Origin of the sequence: Chthoniobacter sp. (assembly GCF_040003245.1) — a bacterium.
Classification (GTDB): domain Bacteria; phylum Verrucomicrobiota; class Verrucomicrobiia; order Chthoniobacterales; family Chthoniobacteraceae; genus Chthoniobacter.
Genome location: NZ_JBDUCX010000041.1, coordinates 16,659 through 34,883, shown reverse-complemented (window position 1 = coordinate 34,883; position 18,225 = coordinate 16,659). Strand labels below are relative to the sequence as shown.

Sequence of the window (18,225 nt, the reverse complement as noted above, 5' to 3'; positions counted from 1 at the left end):
GAGCAACTCCGCCGCCTCACCGAGACCGACACCTTTCTCATCGAGCAATTCAGCTACTTCCTCGATCAACTCAAGGAGCATCAGGAAAACAATGCGCCGCTGCTCGACACCACGCAGGTGCTGTGGGGAAGCGGCATGGCTTACGGGCACAGCCACGGCAACGCGAACCTGCCCACCATCCTCGCGGGCGGCAAGGCGCTCGGCTACAAGCACGGCCAGCACGTCGATTTCAACCTGCCGGTCATCGGCGCGTACAACGTCGCCGATGCCCAGGGCCACTACAAAGTCTGCTCGCGCCCCGTGGACGGCGACGCGCGCGTCAGCAATCTCCTGCTCACGCTACTGCAGCAAGCAGATGTGAAAACCGACCGCTTCCAGGACAGCTTGCGCCCGCTCAAGGAAATCCTCGCCTGACGCTGCATGCGCCGCGTTTTACCCCCGCTCCTCAGCCTATTCGCGTCCGCGCTGCTCCTGCACGGGGCGGACGCACCGGCTTACCGCACCGACGCGGACGGACCTTCCAACAAAAAGGTCCTCAAGCCGGATGGAAAACCGCTGGAGTGGTTCCAACTCGTCGATGGCGAGTTTCCCCCGGAAGGTTCGGCGCACGCGATTTCCGGCGAGCTTATCCGCGTCGAGCATCCGCTGCGGACCTTCCGCATCCGCGTCGATCGCGACGACAGCCAGGACCGCGGCGTGTGGGATTTGCCGCTGGAAGCGGAGATGCTGCCCTACGGCGCGATCTTCTATCACGGGTCCTACGCGGCGCTGGCGGACATCCCGCTCGGCACCCACCTGCGCGGCCTTTTCTACCAGCGCCCCCCCGGCGACAAAACCCCGCCACCCGACGGGGCGTATCGGCGCGGCGTCACGACCGACGTGGCTTTTCGCCGCTGCTTCCGCCTCGAAGACGACTTCTCCTTCCACACGCGGCAAAAACAGCTTTGGAAGATCGAGTCCGTGAACCTCGCGGAGCACAAGCTGACCGCGCGCCTGCATCAGGATGGCCAGCCAATCGGCGAACCGAAGATCTTTGAACTCACCAAGGCGACGCGCGTCTTTCAGGGCTCCGGCTTCGGCCAGCCCGACGCGCTCCAAGCCGGGCAGGACGTGCTCTTCAACCTCAATTGGGCGACGCTTTACGGTCCCGGCCGCATTACCGACTTGTGGCTCGACGCCGAAGCCCGCGCACTGGCCACCGCGCAGGAGCGCCAGCAGCATCAACTTTACATTCGCGATCATGGCCTGCCGGCGTGGGTTTCCGCCGTGGATGACGAACAGGAGATCGTCACCGTCACGCTCTTCAGCAATGTCGATCCCGCGCTCTTCAACGACCTCGGCCTCGATGCGCCCGTGCCGAAAGGCATGCCGCCCGAGACGAAGACCCAGCCCCAGGCCAACCTCTTCGTCGCCGAGCCGAGCCTGCTGACTTACGACCCGACCAACGACCGCAAAGGCGGCAACATCCTCGAACGCACCACCGTGCCAGCCGCGCCGGGCAGCAGCGGCATTCAGCTCAAGGTGAAGTGCGGCATGCTACTGGAAGGGTACCGCCCACACCGCATCGTCGTCGTCCAGCCCGCGACGTGGGAGTATCGCACGCTCCCCATAGAGGAGCAGCTCTTCGGCCGCGAATGACGAGTCCCTCGGAGGGCCGTTCTTTGCCGGGCCTGGCGAACCGCGCCGCGCACGGGTGCGGCGCCTCCTTCGGTCTCGTGGAACAGTTGGTTCATCCGGTCGAACTTTCCGAAACGCACGTTCGTTAACCAATTCGAAAGCAACGGTCGCAATCACCGGCAGGGCAGGGGCCAGGCCCACAGGCCTGGATCTCAAAACAAAGCGGAGACCGCACTATGCAGGCATCGTGCTGCATCCTTTCGGGAATTGCAGCCCCCCTCAGCGTCAAAATCACCGAAGGCGATTCGCGCGTAAATCCCACGCTTCGTCAGGAGATTGAGCAGATGAGGCACGAGCGTCATCTCGCCCCAATAGCAGATTTCGTCGGAAACCGAGCCTTGCTCGACTTCGTAGCGAACGGCGGCTGGAGCGATGGCATGGATCGAGTGGACCACGGGCTCGAGCAGCGAGGAGCGGAAAGGGAGGACCGTGCGCCCGTTGGAACTGGTCCCTTCGGCAAAGAGGACGACGAGGGCACCGGCGCGGAGGGCTTCTTCGATACTGGCGTTTGTAGCGGCGACTTTCAGGCGGTGGGCCCGATCCACGAAGATCGTGCCAGCGCAGCGGGCGAAGAGGCCGAGGACCGGCCAGCCGGCAACCTCCTGCTTGGCGACGAAGACGCACGGGGCGACGGCGCTGTAGGCGAGGACATCGAGGTAGCCAAGGTGATTGCTGACGATCATTCCTCGGCGCGGCGGAGCGCCGTGATGTTGCAGGCGGAGACCAATGAGGCGATTTACATGTTGGCTCCAGCGGTGCAGCCACCGCGCCCGCTCGAGCAGCGGTGGGTGGCGACGCGCGCGCAGCGAAAGGCACGCGTAATCCATCGCGGCGAAGGCGAAAACCAATCCGAGGCCGAGACAGCGCGTAGCGGATCGGATGAGCGAGCAGGCTCGACAGCGATCGGACGGCTCTCGCTCGACTATACCGGCGGTAAGGACTGCCGAATTAGAGATCATCGGCAGCAATACCGAAGTGAGCTTGGGCGTTCCCTGACAGCGCGCGCAGATCGAGCAGAGTGAGAAAATCGATGGTGCCGAATTCGCGATCGATGGCGGGGGGACCGCAGATTTTGGCGCCGATCGAAAGATAAGTGCGCAGGAGCTTCGGTGGCGGCGGGCAGGAAGTCGCCCGCTGCTGCAACGGGCAGGCAAAGGCCGGTGTGGGGGTGGTGAGAAGGGGTGGTTCCGCGGTAAATCCATCGTCCCGAAATTGAGCGTAAGTGGCGGCACCGATGGAGGGATCGCGCGAAGTCAGCGAACTGCAGCCGATCAAGTAACGCGCCCCGCGTTCGTGGGCGTAGAGCGCGATGCCGCGCCAGAGCAGGCCGAGCACGCCCAGGTGGCGATGATCGCGGTGGACGCACGCGCGGCCGAGTTCGACGAGTTCGCAACGCAGGCTTTCATAGGGCGCAAAAGCGAACTCCTGCTCGCTGTAGTAGCCGAGATGCGCGGCGGCGAGCTGCCCTGTCTGGAGACGATAGGTGCCGATCACTTCGCCGGTTTCGTCGTTCTGGACGAGCAGGTGATCGCAGTACGCATCGTAAGCGTCCTCGTCGCGACCGAGAGCGTAGGATGCGGCGAGGCCTTCGCCGAGTTCGAGATTGAAGACTTCGAAGCGGAGGCGCTGCGCGGCTTCCAGATCCTCCCGCGTAGTCGCCAGGCGGAGACGATAGTCGGGACGGCGGCCAGCTCGGGCCGCCGGTGCACGCTTGCTGGACGGGAGCGCGTTCACGCGGCCTTGGGCGCGGCGGCGCCGGTGAGCGATGTCAGCAGCAGGAAATTGATTTCATCGGCGGAACGAAAGCGCGGAAGCTGCCGGGCGGCCCGTTCAAAGGCGCGCCGGGTGAGCAGCACGGCTTCATCGGGCGAGCGGGAGAATTTGACCGCGAGCCGAAAGACCGCGGGATAGTAGCTGGCGACGAGACGATCAAACCGGGAGTGGGTGGCATTCATGGTGTTGTGTGGTTTCCTGATTCGTCGGGCGTGGCGCGGATTCCTTACACACGGCTTGAAGGGTGATTTGTTGCGTCGTCACGGGCCGTGGTGCGGAGCAAAGCGGACCGTCGTGGTAGCGCATGGTGGCGGTGCGACGGGTCACGACTACCTCGGTGTAGCTGACGGTGGCGGCGTCTTTTCGATGCATGCAAAAACAGAACGGTCCCCTCGCCGGCTCATGGGAAGCGTGGAGACGGCGCAACCACGGCAACCGCCCTGCCGGCGATTCGCGCCAGGCTTCGCGGGCCACTCGTCCACGCTCGCGCTGGGCATGAGGCTCGTCGCAACCGGAGGAAAACCAGTGCCGGGGTTCCCAGGCGTGCGGCAGCTCCTCGAGCGCGCGTTGATTCCAGCGAAATTCGCGCGCGATGCGCTCGTGCGGGGCAAAGACCAGCAGACGAAACGGCGACATGTCCTGTTTCGGTAGCGCAGTGATGATTTCCTTCGCTTGAGGCAGATTCGCGGCCGCCAGCACCGCGGGAACGATGATCCCGCGGCTCACGCGACCGCTACCGGGGGCGCGCGCGACGGCGTACCAATTGATCAACGCCACACAGAGCCCCGCATCGTTCGCCCCAACCCACGACCCGCCCGTCGCTTCGCTCGGAAACAGCGCAAGGCGCGAGCCGCGATTCGTGACTACGGGTGGCCGCGCCAGCGGGCGCAACAACGATTCGTCGCGATTCATTCCGAGATAGAATCCGCGCGAATGGGGAAGAAAGGAGACGCTGCACATCAGTCGGCGGGAGGGTAGGTGCGGATGGCTGCGTTCGTGCGCCGCCATTCACGCCAGATGGAGCGAAGGGAGGCGGGCTGCGCGCCGCGGGTGCGGTTGAGCGCGCCGATTTTGAAGACCAACGCCCATTGCCGATAGAGCGTGCGATACGCCGCGCACAGTGAGTTGCGCGCATCGTAGATGCTCGTGGCCTCCGCGCTGGCGCCATTGAGCTCCACGAGGGAAAAGCCGCGTCCGCCGCGCAGCTCATCGTCGGCGGCGTAGCGCAGATCGTAGCGGCCGATGAAGAAGCCGGGGAGCGACTGCGAGACGCGGTCGATGGCCGCGAGCAGCGGGGGCGTGGCGAGATGCATGCCATCGCGGAAAATGCAGCCCTGCGCGTGATTGCCGGCTTCGACCAGCTTCAGGATTTCGCCGCGAGCGAGCACGCGGGATCGCTGTGCAGAGAAACGCCGGAGATACGTCTCCGCGACGATTGCGGCACGCGGATCGGCGAGAATCAACTCTTCCAAAGAGCGCCCGCCGTCGCCCATGACCACGGGGAAGAGCTTCTCGGTGATCGCGAAGATCCGTCCCGCGGCCTCCCCCGGCAGCCGATAATAGAAGATGCCTGCTTCGCGCGGACCGGGCGCGTAGCGCTGCAAGAGAACGGGGACATCGACTGCCGCCAGGTATTCACGCGCGGCGGGCAATGAGCGAATCAGTTTCACGCCGACACCACGCTGGCCGATGTCCGGCTTCAGGATGAAGGGCAACGTGACGGCGTGGCTTTCGACAATGATGTGAAGTTCGTCGAAGCGATCGCCGGGAGATCCCGGCGCGATGAGCCACGTCTGCGCCACTGCGCCCGGACAGGCATTTTGCAGCGGGTCGAGCGTCGCGAATTTCGACTCACCGACCAACCCACCCATCGGGATGCCGGGATTTGCCGCCGTGGGCAAAGTGAAACCACGATGACGAATCGCGAGCCAGAGATAAAATACTGCCACGGGTGCATAGAAGAGCCACGCGGGCCAGAATTCCCACCGGGTCCAGCGCGCGAGGCGCGCCTTCCAGCGGCGAGTGATCAAGCTTTCGCGATCGGCGGCCAACTTACGCAACCACGGTTTCACGACTATGGAAGTGCCCGTCACAGCCACGGCGCCGACCGCCAGCCACATCGCGTGCTCGCGAATGAACGGCACCCTGGCCACGCCCAGAAAATGGCTGCCCGCAAAGATCACCGCGACCCACACCGCGGCCACCACTCCGGTCACGAAGATGAATGTGCGCAACGGAAATCGCATCGCGCCGGCGGCGAGATAGCTCGGCAGACGCAGCCCGGGCACGAAGCGGCTCACAATGAGCACCAGCGATCCGCGCTCTTCAAACCATGCGCGGCTGCGCTGCACCCCGGGAGCGACGGAGAAACGCGCGACGAACGGGGCGCCAAAGGCCCGCGCCATCCCGTAGAGCCATAGATCGCCGAGCCAGATACCGAGGAAACACGAGGCGAAGCCAAGGCCCAGGGGCAACATCCCGCTGGCCACCATGACCGCCGCGCTCAGCACCGCAGCGTCCTCGGAGAGAAACGTGAGCGCAAAGAGCGCGGCGGCTTCGGACACACCACCGAAGGGGGTAGTCATAAAATTCAACGCGCGGACGCGGGATCCTTCTTCGCTTCGCCTGCCTGGTGCTGGAGCGTGCTCGGCGCGACGCCGAAGCCCGCCGGCACCGGCACTCCCATGAGCCCGCACATGACTCCGATGAGCGCGTAATGATGGATCGCATGGGCTACCGCGTACATCAGCTCGCGTCCGAAGGTGGATGGCATCGACGGTGCGGTTTCATCGCCGTAGCTCACCTTGGTGCGGACCATGATCGAGCGCGTGAGCCACTGGTCGGCAATTCCTTCGCAACCGCGAAAGATGCGGCGTGTTTCGTTCACCGCGAAATCGCGTTCCGTCTCGATGCGCGGATCGCGCTGGCGATGATCGTAGTTGACCTCATCGGCGTCGAGGGCCACGAGCAGGCTCTGGAAATGATCGAGGCAGTGGCGGTAGTGGCCGCCCACGCTGGCGTTGAACGCGGCGGGGAGACGCTGCGTGTAGGCGGCATCGTCGAGCGCGCGCAGGAGCGTCTCGCCCTGCCGCAGCACTTCCGCGACGCCGTGGAGAATCCTGGTTTCGTTCACAACCGTGCTCCGATGACTGGCAGGGCGTGCCGGTGAATCCACAGGACGATGGCCGCGCAAACCTCGACGATGACCGCGAGAGTAAAGAGCAATCCGCCATCGTTCATGACCACGACGCCGAGCACGGTGAGATGGCTCATGAGCGCGCCGCTGATGACACCCAGCGCGAGGCCCGCACCGAGCCAGCTCAAGCCTGGCCAAAGGATCAGCACTGCGGCGATGAGCTCGACCACGCCGCTGCCGATGCGGCCCCATGGTTCCAGCCCGACCTTGGTGAAGATATAAACCGACTCGGGTGCGGCGGTGAATTTGAAGAAGAGCGTCTGGAGCAGGATGAGCGCGGCGATGACGCGACAGATCCAACTGGCGATGAGTTCGGGCTTGGTGAGTGGTGGCATGGTGGTGTCCATGCGTGATTGGTCGCGATCCCCGTTCTTTCCTTACAAAATGATGAATATTGGCTTCAAAAGCGGCATTTTTCGCAATGGAGCCAATGGAGCCCACCAAGCCAATGGAGCCAATGGAACCTCGAACTCCTTCCTTACGGCCGCAGCCAGCCGCCGGTCGCCTGAATCGGTGGACGGGACTCGCCGGGGACGATCCACGCGGCGATGGCGGCGGGCGCTTCCGGGGATTTCAGCGAAAACGGCACCGTGGCCACAAAGCGATCCCCCTCGCGACGGAGCGGCGCGGAGACAAAATGCAGCACGGTGAAATCGTGGCGAAGCTTGTGCCCGCTGTTCTCGCCGCGGGTGACATTGGATTCGAGGTTGCCGCCGAGCAACGCGAGTTCGACGGCGAGCGGCGTGGCGCCGCCGAGGCGCGTGAACGCGACATCGGCCTGGGCATCGTGCACGGTGATCGCGAGTTTGCCGACTTTTGCCGGGGACGGTTCGGGCAGCGACTCGCGAAACCAGCCGCGCCACTCGTGTCCATCCAGAACCAGGCCGGGCGTGTAAACGGACTCGGTGCGCCAGGCGGCGGCGTAGCGCTGCTGGCGGGCGGTATTTGCCGCCGAGGAAAACCGGTCGACCCAGCCGAGGCTGTTCCAATAGTCGACGTGGAAGGCCACCGGGACGAAGCGCTTCCAAAGGTCGGGACGGGATTTCAGCCGGCTCATCCACGCATCCGCCGGCGGGCAACTGCTGCAGCCCTCGGAGGTAAAGAGCTCGATGAGCGTGGTGGGTGTTTCCTCGCTTTCAAAAGTGACTGGGGCGGCGAAGAGGGGTGCGGTGGCGAGCATCAGGGCAGCGACGAGAGCGGTAGATTTCATGCGGCTATTCGGGAAGGCGGGCGGGTCAGGATAGCATCGCGGAGCCGTTCGCGCCGGTTGGCGGGCAAACGCAGCCACGAGACGAGGAAAGCGCAGAGCCGATGTTTATCGGCAATATGGCCGAGACAACCGGACGACTGCACGAAGCCGAAGCCGTCGCCGTAGGCGCGGCCGTTCACGAGGCAGGCATCGGTGTGATTTTCGATCACCTGACGGTGCGCCTTGCCGATGGCGTCCGAAGCAAGACCATCGAGCTCGTATTTCCAACCCACGATCGCGCTGGCCGGGAACCATTCGCGCAGATGCGCGATGAGTTTTGTGGCGGGCTCGAGCTGGATGGTCAATGCACCGCTGCGGCTGGCGATCTTGGCGCCCCCGACGGCGCAGCCGCCGGCGTCTTCCACCCGGCGCACGCGATAGTCGCAAAGCGCCGCAGCGTGGAAGACGCCAGTCACATCGCCCGATTCGCCCAGCGCGCGAAGTTGTGCGGCGAGGTCGTCATTGGTCGTAAAGCTTCGCACACTCGCGCCCGCTGGAGTGGCGGAGTGCGTGGCGGCCACGCCGCGGAGACAGATCGTTTCAAAGCCCGCCGCCGCGAATGCAGCGCTGAGCAGGACGCCCAGTTCACCGGTGGAGAAATTGGTGAGGCGCCGGACTTCATCCACCGGCTCGTAGCTCGGCCCGCAGGTCACGATGACTTTCATCCGCGGGGAAGATTACTTTCCTTTCGAGGAAACCAGGCCGGGCCAGTTGGTATCGGCGAGCTTCAGGTTACCCGCGGTGTCCTTGTTGAATTTGTCGCGGATGCCCTTGTCGTATTGCAACAGGAGACGGCCATTCACGACCTGAAAGGCGTCCACTTCGATCGACACCAGCTTGTTCTTGCTCGCGCCGAAGGCGCAGTATCCGCCGAACTGCGGGGCGTACTTCGCTGGTTCTTTATCGAAGGCCGATTTATGTTCCGCCGAGGCGAAGTAATAGTTGGCGCCGCCATAGGAACTGGCGAACTGCGAAGCGCCTTTCACCGGCTTGCCGTCGGTGAAGAAGGCAACGACGTCGTAGCCCTGCACCGCGAGGCCGGCCTTGTCGACATTGACGAGCGTCTTGCCCTCGGCCAAGGCGGTGGCGTCGAACAGGAATGCCGCGACGACGACGGTCGCGAACATGGCGAGATGACGGAACAGTGACGGGAATAAGGAGGCAGTGATCATAGTGGATTGGTCGGGCGGAATGCGGATTCCTTACGGATTAAGAGGCGTCATTCATTTTGGCGTGAGGTGCGTGACGTGGAGGACTGGCGTGTCGCCGTGAAGTTCAAGGGCGCCCTCGGCTTCGACCAGGGTCCCGGCGAGTTGCACGTCGTAGCGCAGTGGCTCCTCACCCGGGCCAGTGAGGAGGAAGACCACGCCAGCGCCGTGCGGGTCGCGCACCAGCAGGCCGGGCGGGACACCGCCGCTGAGGCAGCGAACGGCGCAGCCCCGATGCACCTTGCCAGCGGCCGGCCGCATGACGCCGGAAAAGCATTTGGTGTCCACGAGTTCGCCGACAAAACGGCCCTGGCCGAGCGGCGAGCTGGCGGCTTCCGTGACGGGCGTGGCCCCGGGGTCGAGAATGGCGAAAGTGCTGGGCTGGTTGAGTTCGATCATACGCAGCGGCTCGCGGACGATGAGGCTCCCGGTGAAACGCACGCGGTGTCCCTGCGCTCCGGCGATGACCGCGGGCGGGCCAAACTTGCCGGAGCCGACGAGAACGTGATCGACGACCCGGCCATCGGCCATCGTGACCCGCAGGCGCGGGATGGGGCGCTCGTAGAGCACGCCCTCGAATTGGTTCTCGATGCCAAACTCGAACCGGCCGCGGTCGACAGGATGTTGAAACCACACCCCCGCACCGACGGCGGCGGGGACGAGGACAGCAAGGAAAATGGCCGCAGTGCGGGCGAAGCGAGCCAGCGCGGGCGCCATCTTCGATTGCCAGCCGATGAAAAAGTCGCCTTGGGCCGCGGGTGCGGGGTCCAGCAGCGGGGCTCCGGCGGATTTCGTGCCGACAGGCAACGGTAGCGGCGAGAGATAGATCGTCCCATCGACGAGGCGCACCGCATAGGTCGGCAGCGTTTCGTGGAACGGCGGCGGGCTGCAACCGTCCTCCGCCTTGTATTGAAAGCCGTGCCACGGGCAGGTGACGCAACCGTTGACGATGCGGCCCTCCCCCACTGGTCCGCCTTGGTGACGGCAGACATTCGAGAGGGCGAAGACGCGGCCATCCTGCACGAACAACGCGTAGCGCCGGCCTTCCACGACGACGACCTTGCCTTCATTGGCCCGCAGTTCCCCTGCCCTGGTCACGGGAAAAAAGCCCTCGGCCAGCGCCGTCGATCTCTGCCGGTCGAGGCCGCTCTCCTGGCGCGCGGCGAGCAGATGAAGGGCGACAATCACAACAAAACCAAGGCCGAGCAGTGCCGGATAGACCGGACTGCGCTCGGATTGAAATACGCCGAAGAGGACGTGCGCGAGGAGCAGCGCGTAGGCGACGTAGACGAGCTGGTGCAGCGCCTTCCAGACCGACGGCCCGAGATTGTGCAGCCAGAAATCATGACTCGTGGCGGCCATGACGAGGAGGATAAGGAGTGCGGCGAAGCCAAAGATCTCAAAGGGGAATTGGGAGATGGCCCGGAAGTCGGCGAACGGTACCGCGTAGCCGCGACCGTAGGCGGTGAAAACACTGACCAGCGGATTCCGATCGCCGAGGGCGTGAAATTGGACGATGGCAAAGGCGCCGTGCACCAAGGCGAGCAGGGCCATGGTGACGCCGAGATGGCGGCGATTGTAGAGCAGTGGAAGGAAACGCGCGTCGAGCCGGGCGAGCGGGCCGATGGCGAGGATGACATGCAGGAGCAGAAAGGCGGTGACGGCGGTGAAGCGGATGAGGAAACTCTCCGCCGTGGTATCCGGATGCCGTAGAGCGGTGATCGTGCCGAAGACGCTGACGGCGAGCACGACCAGCCCGAGGAGGGTGAAATCGTAGAGCTTCTTTTGCCGGTTCCAGCCGACGGCTTGGTAAGCGTGTCCCATGGTCAGCGGAGGGTGAGCTTCGTGACGACTTCGACCGGCGGGGCGTCCTGCCATCGCGGGGCGCGCGAGGCGAGCACGACCGCGAAGATGACCGGAGCGAGGATCGCCAGGACAACGAAGGCGAGGGCGTGATTGCGTCGCAAAGCCTCGGGTGAGATGGGAGTTTCGGCCTCGCCCTCGACCTTCTGGTTTCGCTGGAGGCGGACAACCTTGGCGAGAATCACCGGCCACAACGCGACGACGCCCGGCGCAATCAGGACACGGAAACCCCAGGAGCCTTCCCGGGCACTGGGATCGAAACGCCGGCACCAGCCAACGAAAAAGAACGCGGCGACGAGCGCTCCGCAGCCGAGGTAGACCGCAGCGATGAGGAGCAGCACCGAAAAGAAATGTTCCAGCATGATCAGGCGTGGAAAGTTGGGCGGTGTAGAAGACGTTTCATGGAGGCGTCCGGAACGGCGCCGTGCGTGGACCCTCGCTTCGTCGCGGCGGGCGGCGAATCCTTACAAGAATACGGGGGGAAGTGATCTGGCCGGCGGGATCAAGCGTGTTCATAGACAAAGCCGCCGAAGCTGTAGTTGGTGGATTCCGCGCCGAGGACGACCACCCTGTTTCCCGCCGCGAGGAGGTGGCGACGCGCCTCGGCCAGCGCCAGCCAAATGGCCGCAGAGCCGGTATTGCCCACCCGGTCGGCATGGACAATGACGCGTTTGCCCGCCGGAAGGTGCGGGGCGAGCAACTGGTCCATGCGTCCATTGGCCTGGTGAGGCAAGACATGGCTGAGGGCGGCCCAATCCACCCCGTGCTCGCGCAACGCCCCGAGCGCGCCGTGGAAGAGCGCGCCGCCATGTTCGCGCACCTGGGCCGGGGCGTGATCGAACTCCACGACGGAACCGGACGGCCGCGGAGCGAGCGAACCGCCGGCGCGCATTTGCAGACCGGGCGCCAGATCAGCGGGGAGGCGCCCATGGTAAAGATGGGAAAGGCGCGGAGTGCGCGTGTGGCCTTGCTCCCCGGTGAAGATGATGGCGCCGGCCCCGTCGCCCATCTGCACGAAGTTGACGAGTTGCGAGAGATCCTCCGCCGCGCGCGACGGATCGAAAAAGACCGATCCAGTTTCCGATCCCACCACGGCAACGGGACGTCCCTCACCGACCGCGCAAAGCCCCGCGGCGAAAAGCGCGGCGTTGACGAAACCGGTGCAGGCCTGGCGAAACTCCGCAACCGGCCCGTGATAGCCGAGCAAGTGAGCCACCCGCGAGATATTGCTGGGCACGGGCTCCGCGGGAGTGACGGTGTGCCCGATGAGATAAGCCAGGTCGCTGCTGCGCAAGCCGGCCTGCGTCAACGCAGCCTGCACGGCGCGGGCCGCGAGGTCGGCGTTGCCGTCGCCCGGGCGGGTGCCTTCTCCGCAAGCAGCAAAATCCCGCGCGACGTGGCGCTGGCGGATGTTGAGCCGGCGGCCGATCGCCAGCGCACGGCGCGAGAGATCGATGCCGAAGCGAGCGTGGATTTTTTCCGCCAGCTCGGATGTGGTGAGGGGTTCGCCGGGCAAGGCTTGCGCCGTGCCCATGACGGAGAGGGCACGCCGATCCATCCAGATGCTCGACGCGGCATCCATGTCTTTCACGAGAGGACGCGCGGCGGCACGCGAAGCAAAGCGCGCCGCAGGGCGTCCGGATCGACGTGGAGCGTTTCCAGCGCGTCGGCCCGGAGGAGGACAAGAGCGGCCAACTTCTCGCGAGTGAGCACGCGCAGATCGGCGGCGGCGCGATCCGGCCCAAGTTCGCGGGCCATCCGCCCGGAATCGCGGACGTGGCCCGCTTCGTCCCGCTGGATGCGGGCGAAGATGGCGTCGAGGGTGGAGTTTTTTCCGACGGGCCGGCCAGCCCCACGCAAGGCGGAAAGAATGAGGCACACTCCGGAATCCAATGCCCAAATCTGGGTGAGGTGAACGAAAGCGTCCGGGGTATCGAGTGTCCGGTAGAAGCCCTTGAGCGAAGGCAGCAAAGCGGGATCCGGTCGCGGGGCCGGGAGAATGCGCCGCAGGCCGCCGAGAAGTTCATCGTGATATGCTTCCTCCCGCGCGATGCGCGCGGCGCAAAGCGCGGCGGCCTCGTGAAGGCCCGGGTGGCGGGACAAGCGCTCGAAGGCAAAGATCGCGGACTCCTCGCCACAGCAAAGCACCTGCAGCAGCTCGGCAGCGGCCTCGGCAACATCGCGGGAAAGCTCCTGCTCCAAAATGAGTCGCGGGACCGCGCGGCGGCCACGGCGGCGAAAGCAGACGGGAGGAGGAGGCGGCAAATACGACAGGGCATCCATGCGATCAGAGCTCGCGCTGCGGAACCGTGCGCCAGAAGGCGTCCCCCTTCCGGATATGGCCGGCTGGATCGCGCAACCAAAGGAAATGAGCGAGGCGATTGGCGTTGAGGTAAAGGTGGCCGTCTTCTGTCTTCCACCGGCGGGGATCGATATCGACGATCCTCCCTTGCGAGGCCGCGAAGGCGCAGTAGCCGCCGTACCGGGGCGCGTACCTGTCTGGCATATGACGGAAGGCCGCGCGATGCCCGGCGGAAGCGAACTGCCAGGTGGCGCCGCGCCAGCGAACGGAGAATCGCGGCGAACCTTTCACCGGCTGGCCGTCGGTGAAATAGGCAACGACGTCGTAGCCCTTGACCGCGCGGCCCTGCTCCACGTTGAGCGCGGCCACTGGTTTCCGCTCTGCGGTAAATCCGCAGGATGCCGCGCCGGCCGCGGAAAAACCGAGGGACCAAAGCAGGAGCGCCGCCAGGCAAAGCGGCCATCTATCCGGTGGTTGAATGAGAATCAGGGTTCAGTGAGTTGCACCGCGTGGCCGTCGGGGTCACGGATGAGCGCGCCACGATGACTGCCGAGCGGAAGAGTGGTAAGGTCAATGAGCGAACGAACGAGCGGCGCGGCTGATTGCACGACGACGCTGGTTTGCCAGTGGACGATGTCGCTCGGCCGAGCGTCGGCCGGATAAGGACGACCGTCGCGTGGCGTGCGGTACTCGAGGAATTCGATGCCAGGCCCGGAGGGCGCGCGCAGGCCGGTGATGCGAACGCGGGCGCCGAAGACGTGATTCAGGTGTTCCTGCTCGGGGCCGTAGTTCTCGCCTTCGCCGGCGACGCGGAGACCCAGGGTGTCGCGATAGAAACGCAGGCTGGCTTCGGTGTCGGCGACGGCGATGGCGGTGTGGTCGATCCCGAGGAAGAGCGCCCCGGTTTTCTGCTGCCAGCGGGGATCCCCTTTCCCCGCGGGAAAATAGATCAGCTCGAGGTTGTGATTGTCGGGGTCGCGAAAATAAAAGGCGCGGATGCCGGCGGCGGCCTGGTTCCAGGCGGGCAAGGTCTGGGGCCCGGTGGAGACGGGCAGCACCTTGTGCTCGCGCAGGCGGGCGTAGGCGGCGTCCATGTCCGGCACGACGATGGCGACGTGCTGAAACCAGCGGTCGTTGCTGCGCGAATCGATGGGTACCGGGCGTCCCTGCGGCGTGAGATACTGCGTGAGACGCAGCGTCTCCGCGCCGAGACGCAGGTCGACGACGCGCACGCGGGCGCCGAAGACGCCCTCGAGGCGATCGAAGGCGTCCTCGTGGAATTCGCCATCGGCGACTTTCTCGAAGGTGAGGACATCGTGAAAGAACGCGACCGAGCGATCCATGTCGGAGACGGTCACGCCGATCGGGCCGACGGCCAGCGCCTGGAGCGCCCCGGCAAAAGCCGACCCGCCGGCGAGCAGCAGGGCTGCGAGGAGCAACAGGCTGGATTTCATACGCCCGCGAGTTCGCGCTCGGGCACCGAAGCGCCGACGCGCTGGAGGAGATGCTGGCCGACGCGCAACGCATTGGCCATGATGGTGAGGCCGGGATTCACCGCGGCGCTCGACGGAAAGAAGCTGCCATCGACGACGTAGAGATTGTCCACTTCATGCGCCTGGCAATTCACGTCGAGCGCGCTGGTCTGCGGATCGGCGCCGAAGCGGATGGTGCCATTTTGGTGGGCGACGCCGGCGAGCGGAATGCGCTGGCCGAGGTAGAGATTGCGGGCGAAGACGCCCTGGTGGCACTCGTGGCCGTGATGCGGGCACTTCCGCTGGGCGCTGAGCAGGTGCTCCAGCTTTTTGATGAGGCGCTTGTGGCCTGCCTCGTTATTGGGCGTGTAAGCGAGGACGATGTTGCCCTCGCGGTCGAGCGTGACGCGGTTGTTGGGATCGGGCAGGTCCTCGCTGGTGAGCCAGAAGTCGATGGAATGTTTGCCCATGAGCTCCAGCGTCCAGCCCGGGGCGATAGCCGGGGCACCGCCGCGCAGGGTGTCGCCGTCGAGCTTGCCGACGAAGGAGATATGGCCCATGGGAAATTCCCATGCGTCGGAGGCCAGGTAATAGTCATTCAACGAAAGCGTCTTTTGAAAAATGGTGGGGTTCTCGCACTTCGAAAGCGCCATGAGGACGGAGTTCGTGTGACCCATGTAGTGGCGGCCGACCACGCCGGAGCCATTGGCGAGACCTTGCGGATGCCGGTCATTGGCCGAGCGCAGGAGCAGCGCGGCGGAATTGATCGCGCCGCCGGCGACGATGACGATCTCCGCCGAATAACGCTCGGTCGTGCCACGGCGCTCGACGAGGACGCCGGTGACTTCGCGGCCGGAAGCGCTGGTCTCCAGGCGGGTGACCTTCGCCTCGGTCATCAAGGTGACATTGGGGCACTCGAGCGCGGGATCGACGGCGCAAACCTGGGCATCGGCCTTGGCATTGATGAGGCAGGGAAAGCCGTCGCAAGTATTGCAGCGGATGCAGGGGCTCCTGCGCGGATCGCTTTCGTCGAGCATGACGCCGAGCGGGGTGTGAAAAGGATGCAATCCCTCGGCGGCGAAGTCTTCGCTGAGGAGTTGGATGCGGCGCTCGTGGCTGACAGGCTGATAGGGATAGGGCGAACTGCGCCATGGCTCGGTGGGATCTTCCCCGGCCACGCCGTGCACATGATAGAGCTGCTCGGCCTGGGCATAGTACGGCTCCAGGTCGTCGTAGGAAATGGGCCACGCGGGCGAGACGCCGCCGTGATGGCGAATCTCGCCGAAGTCCTCCTCGCGCAAGCGAAAGAGCGCGGCGCCATAGAACTTCGTGTTCCCACCGACGTAGTAATTGGTGTGGGGGTGCATGGGTTTGCCGTCCACATCGCGCCAGCTTTCCTTCGTGTTGTATTTGCCTTCGGCATTGACGGCGCGGGAGTTCCAGTTGTCCTTCTCGCGCGGCACATAGGTTCCGCGTTCGATGATGAGGATGCGCTTGCCGCTCGGGGCCAGCTTCCAGGCGAGCGTGCCGCCGCCGGCGCCGGTGCCGATGATGATGAAATCGTAATGGGTGTCGGTGTTCATGCGCCGATTCGTCGGCGCCGCGCACGATTCCTTACAGATTTTGCGCAGCTCCCAGCCGCTGATGGCGCTCAGCCCTCGCGTTCGCTGATCGCGGCTTGGGCGCGGAGCAAGTCGTGCAAGGTGACGACAGCGAGAGGTCTCCCCTCGCCCGGATCGGTAATGACGATGAGACCGCAGGTCGATTCAATGAGCAACGCCTGGCATTCGCGAATCGTCTGGCTCGGCTTCGCGGTGACCGCAGGGAGCAAGCGCACCGCGCGCTGCTCCGCTCGTGCCCGGTCGAAATCCGCCCGCACCAGAATGCCATCGAGGTTCCCATGCTCCGCCACGGGGAAGCGCTGATAGGGTGATTTCTCGAAGATCGCGGCGACGTACGTCGCATCAAGACTGGTGATGATCACGGGCTGAAAGTGAGCGATGGCGGAAATAGGGAGATTCTGCCAGCTCCGCAAATCGCGGGGCGGGACGACGTGGGCCATCTCGTGTCCATCCTGGATGAGCACGGCTTCGTAGAAATTCTCGCGGTTGCAGCGGCGCGCCACCAACTGGCTGACCAGCGTCGCGATCATCAATCCGGGCACGAGCGCGAATTGGTGGGTCATTTCAAAGATGATCAACACGGCCGTGACCGGAGCCTGGACGACGCCACCGAGGCAGGCGCTCATTCCGCCGACCACGAGCAGAATGCGATCGGATTCATTGAGCGCCACGAATTGCCCGCTGAAACTCGCGACCGCAATACCGCACATGCCACCGAAGAAGAGGCTGGGGGAAAAGATGCCGCCGCTCCCGCCGAGCCCGTAGCAAGCGATGGTGGCGATCAGCTTGGCGACGAGCAAGGCAATGGCGAGCTTCCAGAGCAGGCCCTGGGTCAACGCGAGGGAGAGATCATCGTAGCCGAGTCCAAAGACGCCGAGATGCCAGGTGCGGCTGTAGATGGCCATGCCCAGCGCCCAGGTGACCCACCCCGCCAGCAAGGGCCGCCACATGGGTGGCACGCGGCGCCAGGTGCGGGAATACGCGCGCAGGGCCAGCGCACCGCGTTGAAAGGCCACGCCGGCCAGGGCGGCGAGGCCGGCGACAATGGGCATGAGCGCGTAGGCGTGCCAGGTCGGCTCGCTGATGCGCGGGAGATCGAACGCGGGCTGTGGACCGAGCCAGGCGTGGACGACGAACGCGCCAATGACCGACGCGAGCAGCACCGGCCCGAGCAAGCGGCTGTTGAGGTCTTCCAAAATCTCCTCGAGGACGAAGGCCACGGCGGCGAGCGGGGCGTTGAATGCGGCAGCGAGGCCGGCCGCCGCTCCCGCGGCCGCGGCGGCGCGTTTGTTTTGTTTGGCGACACCCAGCAGGCCGGCCAGGGTCGAGGCCACGTTGCCGCCGAGTTGCACACTCGGGCCTTCGCGACCGAGACTATGGCCGCCGCCAATGCTCAACGCACTGGCGAGGAACTTCACCCACATGAGGCGCCGTGGCGTGTGGCCAAAATCCTTCCAGAAGGCCAGCTTGAGCTGGGGGATGCCGCTGCCCGCGGCGTCGGGACAAAACTGGTTGAGCAGCCAGCCGGAAAAGATGGAAACGACGGTGATGATCGCGAGGCTGATCCAGGGAAACGCGTGCGGCGCGACTTGTGACGGGTAGGTGAAACTTGCCCAGTAAATCCAGTTGATCGCCACCTGAAAAGTCACCGCGACGAGACTCGCGGCTGCGCCATAGAGAACTATGGCGACGACGGAGCGGGGCCGTTCGGGAAGACGTTGCAGTGCAGCAATAAATCGTTTCAGCAAGGACGCAGATTGTGAGACGCGGCCGAAAACTGCAATGCCTTGCGCTCTTTTCGTCATGAAAGGACCCGGCGACATACGGCGCCTGTCTGGTCTATAGTCGTTGCCAAACGGATTG

Annotated in this window: 19 protein-coding genes and 1 pseudogene; 2 read left to right on the top strand and 18 right to left on the bottom strand. The window is 64.9% G+C overall.

The features are described 5' to 3' along the window. Both ABJF10_RS07825 and ABJF10_RS07820 read left to right on the top strand, forming a co-directional pair. A pseudogene (locus ABJF10_RS07825) lies at positions 1–414 on the top strand (hypothetical protein); the annotation flags it as partial. Positions 415–420: 6 nt separating this feature from the next. Continuing rightward, positions 421–1,638, top strand: a complete 1,218-nt coding sequence (locus ABJF10_RS07820) for a hypothetical protein (protein ID WP_348543980.1) — start codon at positions 421–423, stop codon at positions 1,636–1,638. Positions 1,639–1,829: 191 nt separating this feature from the next. On the opposite strand, the gene ABJF10_RS07815 is transcribed toward ABJF10_RS07820, so the two are convergent. The 18 genes from ABJF10_RS07815 to ABJF10_RS07730 all read right to left on the bottom strand — a co-directional run bounded on the left by ABJF10_RS07815 (position 1,830) and on the right by ABJF10_RS07730 (position 18,110). Continuing rightward, complete coding sequence (locus tag ABJF10_RS07815) at positions 1,830–2,504, bottom strand: lysophospholipid acyltransferase family protein (RefSeq protein ID WP_348543979.1); 675 nt, start codon at positions 2,502–2,504, stop codon at positions 1,830–1,832. Positions 2,505–2,625: 121 nt separating this feature from the next. After that, the gene (locus ABJF10_RS07810) at positions 2,626–3,411 is read right to left on the bottom strand and encodes a GNAT family N-acyltransferase (RefSeq protein WP_348543978.1); all 786 of its coding nucleotides are present in this window, start codon (positions 3,409–3,411) and stop codon (positions 2,626–2,628) included. Beyond that, a complete protein-coding gene (locus ABJF10_RS07805) occupies positions 3,408–3,632 on the bottom strand; it encodes a hypothetical protein (RefSeq protein ID WP_348543977.1) in 225 nt (74 codons plus the stop codon). The genes ABJF10_RS07810 and ABJF10_RS07805 overlap by 4 nt, the downstream gene beginning before the upstream one ends. Further along, entirely contained in the window at positions 3,607–4,362 is a 756-nt protein-coding gene (locus ABJF10_RS07800; RefSeq protein WP_348543976.1) for an NRDE family protein, read from the bottom strand. The genes ABJF10_RS07805 and ABJF10_RS07800 overlap by 26 nt, the downstream gene beginning before the upstream one ends. Positions 4,363–4,409: 47 nt before the next feature. Continuing rightward, positions 4,410–6,035 (bottom strand): VTT domain-containing protein, encoded by a 1,626-nt coding sequence (locus ABJF10_RS07795; RefSeq protein ID WP_348543975.1) that lies wholly within the window; start codon positions 6,033–6,035, stop codon positions 4,410–4,412. Between the two features lie 5 nt (positions 6,036–6,040). Further along, positions 6,041–6,583 carry a DinB family protein gene (locus ABJF10_RS07790; protein ID WP_348543974.1) on the bottom strand — a complete coding sequence of 181 codons (543 nt, stop codon included), beginning with the start codon at positions 6,581–6,583 and terminating at the stop codon, positions 6,041–6,043. Further along, the gene (locus ABJF10_RS07785; protein WP_348543973.1) at positions 6,580–6,981 is read right to left on the bottom strand and encodes a DoxX family protein; all 402 of its coding nucleotides are present in this window, start codon (positions 6,979–6,981) and stop codon (positions 6,580–6,582) included. Before ABJF10_RS07785 ends, ABJF10_RS07790 begins: the two co-directional genes overlap by 4 nt. Positions 6,982–7,124: 143 nt before the next feature. After that, positions 7,125–7,856 carry a DUF1223 domain-containing protein gene (locus ABJF10_RS07780; protein WP_348543972.1) on the bottom strand — a complete coding sequence of 244 codons (732 nt, stop codon included), beginning with the start codon at positions 7,854–7,856 and terminating at the stop codon, positions 7,125–7,127. Further along, positions 7,853–8,560: a phosphopantothenoylcysteine decarboxylase gene (locus ABJF10_RS07775; RefSeq protein WP_348543971.1), complete on the bottom strand. Its 708-nt coding sequence runs from the start codon at positions 8,558–8,560 to the stop codon at positions 7,853–7,855. The genes ABJF10_RS07780 and ABJF10_RS07775 overlap by 4 nt, the downstream gene beginning before the upstream one ends. A 12-nt stretch (positions 8,561–8,572) precedes the next feature. After that, the gene (locus ABJF10_RS07770) at positions 8,573–9,067 is read right to left on the bottom strand and encodes a YHS domain-containing (seleno)protein (protein WP_348543969.1); all 495 of its coding nucleotides are present in this window, start codon (positions 9,065–9,067) and stop codon (positions 8,573–8,575) included. Positions 9,068–9,118: 51 nt separating this feature from the next. Continuing rightward, positions 9,119–10,927: a Rieske 2Fe-2S domain-containing protein gene (locus ABJF10_RS07765; RefSeq protein WP_348543968.1), complete on the bottom strand. Its 1,809-nt coding sequence runs from the start codon at positions 10,925–10,927 to the stop codon at positions 9,119–9,121. Positions 10,928–10,929: 2 nt separating this feature from the next. Beyond that, positions 10,930–11,328 carry a hypothetical protein gene (locus ABJF10_RS07760; protein WP_348543967.1) on the bottom strand — a complete coding sequence of 133 codons (399 nt, stop codon included), beginning with the start codon at positions 11,326–11,328 and terminating at the stop codon, positions 10,930–10,932. A gap of 140 nt (positions 11,329–11,468) precedes the next feature. Next, on the bottom strand, positions 11,469–12,548 hold the full coding sequence (locus ABJF10_RS07755) for a 3-oxoacyl-[acyl-carrier-protein] synthase III C-terminal domain-containing protein (protein ID WP_348543982.1): 1,080 nt from the start codon (positions 12,546–12,548) through the stop codon (positions 11,469–11,471). A gap of 5 nt (positions 12,549–12,553) precedes the next feature. Beyond that, a complete protein-coding gene (locus ABJF10_RS07750) occupies positions 12,554–13,249 on the bottom strand; it encodes a hypothetical protein (RefSeq protein ID WP_348543966.1) in 696 nt (231 codons plus the stop codon). 4 nt (positions 13,250–13,253) lie between these two features. Further along, a complete protein-coding gene (locus ABJF10_RS07745) occupies positions 13,254–13,637 on the bottom strand; it encodes a YHS domain-containing (seleno)protein (RefSeq protein ID WP_348543965.1) in 384 nt (127 codons plus the stop codon). A 116-nt stretch (positions 13,638–13,753) separates the two neighbouring features. Further along, entirely contained in the window at positions 13,754–14,722 is a 969-nt protein-coding gene (locus ABJF10_RS07740) for a VOC family protein (protein ID WP_348543964.1), read from the bottom strand. Next, a complete protein-coding gene (locus ABJF10_RS07735; RefSeq protein WP_348543963.1) occupies positions 14,719–16,323 on the bottom strand; it encodes a GMC family oxidoreductase in 1,605 nt (534 codons plus the stop codon). The genes ABJF10_RS07740 and ABJF10_RS07735 overlap by 4 nt, the downstream gene beginning before the upstream one ends. Before the next feature lie 68 nt (positions 16,324–16,391). Continuing rightward, the gene (locus tag ABJF10_RS07730; RefSeq protein ID WP_348543962.1) at positions 16,392–18,110 is read right to left on the bottom strand and encodes a chloride channel protein; all 1,719 of its coding nucleotides are present in this window, start codon (positions 18,108–18,110) and stop codon (positions 16,392–16,394) included. Positions 18,111–18,225: the final 115 nt, after the last annotated feature.